The following is a 1,248-nucleotide window of genomic DNA, read 5'->3' as shown; positions in this document are numbered from 1 at the left end:
GTGGCTAGCAAATACGAAGCTTGCCAAACCATATTATTACTTGTGATAGGAGAAATACTTTTGACGAACAAAGAAATAATGATAGCCACTTCAGTGGCGATTGGTGCAGTTGTAACTTGGATTAATCCAAGTTAACAACCAATCCAAATCATTACTTTCGATATCGTGAAGTCAAAAGGAAATTCTATTACAAGTAATAATATGGTGGGTTTTGACTTTAGGTTTTCAACACTGGGGTACTACGACCCCCCAGTGTTGTTCATTGTTCACGGTCACTTTTTGTGTATAAACGATTGAATTATGATGTTGTTTTGTGTATTATTGACTGTAATAGTTGAAAGGTGGTTACAATTATGAGTAAAAGATTGCAAGTGACTTTGAAAGATGAGATGTCGGAAAAGTTAGATGAATTGGCGAAATATTTAGGAGTTTCAAAAAGTGCGGTAATTGCGTTGGCTTTGCAAGATTTTGATAAAAAACATAAAAATAGATAAAAAAATACTGCCATGTGGCTATGGCAGCATAAACTTGTATTCGGAGGTAATTATATCATGGTGAATAAAGCATCACAAGGTAATGTAAGAACTAGAAATTGGACGTTTGTAATTTACCCAGAAAGTGTTTCTGAAGGTTGGAGAGATATATTAGATGATGAACATATACAATGGGTTGAATCTCCATTACATGATAAGGATACTAATCCAAATGGAGAGATAAAAAAGGCTCATAAGCATATATTGGTTATGTATGATGGGGTTAAAAGTTATAATCAGATATTAGAATTGACTGAAAGAATAAATGCGACTGTTCCACAAAGGTGTGGTTCTGCTAAAGGTCTTGTTAGATATATGTTGCATATGGATAATCCTGAGAAATATCAGTATGATCGTGAAGATATGATTGCTCATGGTGGAGCAGATATTCTAGAGATGTTAAAACCGACGTCTGCAAGCAGATATGAGATGTTTAAAGAAATGACTTCTTTTATAGTTGAAAATGATATAAGAGAATACGAAGAACTATGGATTTATGCTATGGAGCATAGATTTGATGATTGGTTCCCTTTGTTGGCTGATAATGGTACTTTTGCTATAAATACGTTTATAAAATCTAGAAGACATAGAATAAAAGATAACAAATGAATTAGCTAGCCATTATGGCTAGCTTTTTGCTTTAGCAAAAAAGGGGGATTGGGGGTTTACCCCCAACAAGGGTATTTGCAGAACGAAATGAGCGATAGCGAATGAA

Annotated in this window: 2 protein-coding genes; both read left to right on the top strand. The window is 34.3% G+C overall.

What is annotated here, in order from left to right; genetic code table 11:
- Positions 1-353 precede the first annotated feature (353 nt).
- Positions 354-494, top strand: coding sequence for a CopG family transcriptional regulator (locus AB1J10_RS12595; protein WP_031917823.1), 141 nt, complete (start codon positions 354-356; stop codon positions 492-494).
- A 57-nt stretch (positions 495-551) separates the two neighbouring features.
- Positions 552-1,142: a replication protein gene (locus AB1J10_RS12590; protein WP_031917824.1), complete on the top strand. Its 591-nt coding sequence runs from the start codon at positions 552-554 to the stop codon at positions 1,140-1,142.
- The last annotated feature ends 106 nt before the right edge of the window (positions 1,143-1,248 follow it).

The sequence above is a fragment of the Staphylococcus cohnii species complex 1663 genome, assembly GCF_041008415.1.
Taxonomy (GTDB): Bacteria; Bacillota; Bacilli; order Staphylococcales; family Staphylococcaceae; genus Staphylococcus; species Staphylococcus ureilyticus.
The sequence above is the reverse complement of the archived record's forward strand: the minus strand, read 5'-3'. Positions and strand labels throughout refer to the sequence as shown.

What these genes read in the sequence shown, in the direction of transcription:
- AB1J10_RS12590 (WP_031917824.1), top strand. Translation starts at nt 552, where the DNA reads ATGGTGAATAAAGCATCACAAGGTAATGTAAGAACTAGAAATTGGACG.
- AB1J10_RS12595 (WP_031917823.1), top strand. Translation starts at nt 354, where the DNA reads ATGAGTAAAAGATTGCAAGTGACTTTGAAAGATGAGATGTCGGAAAAG.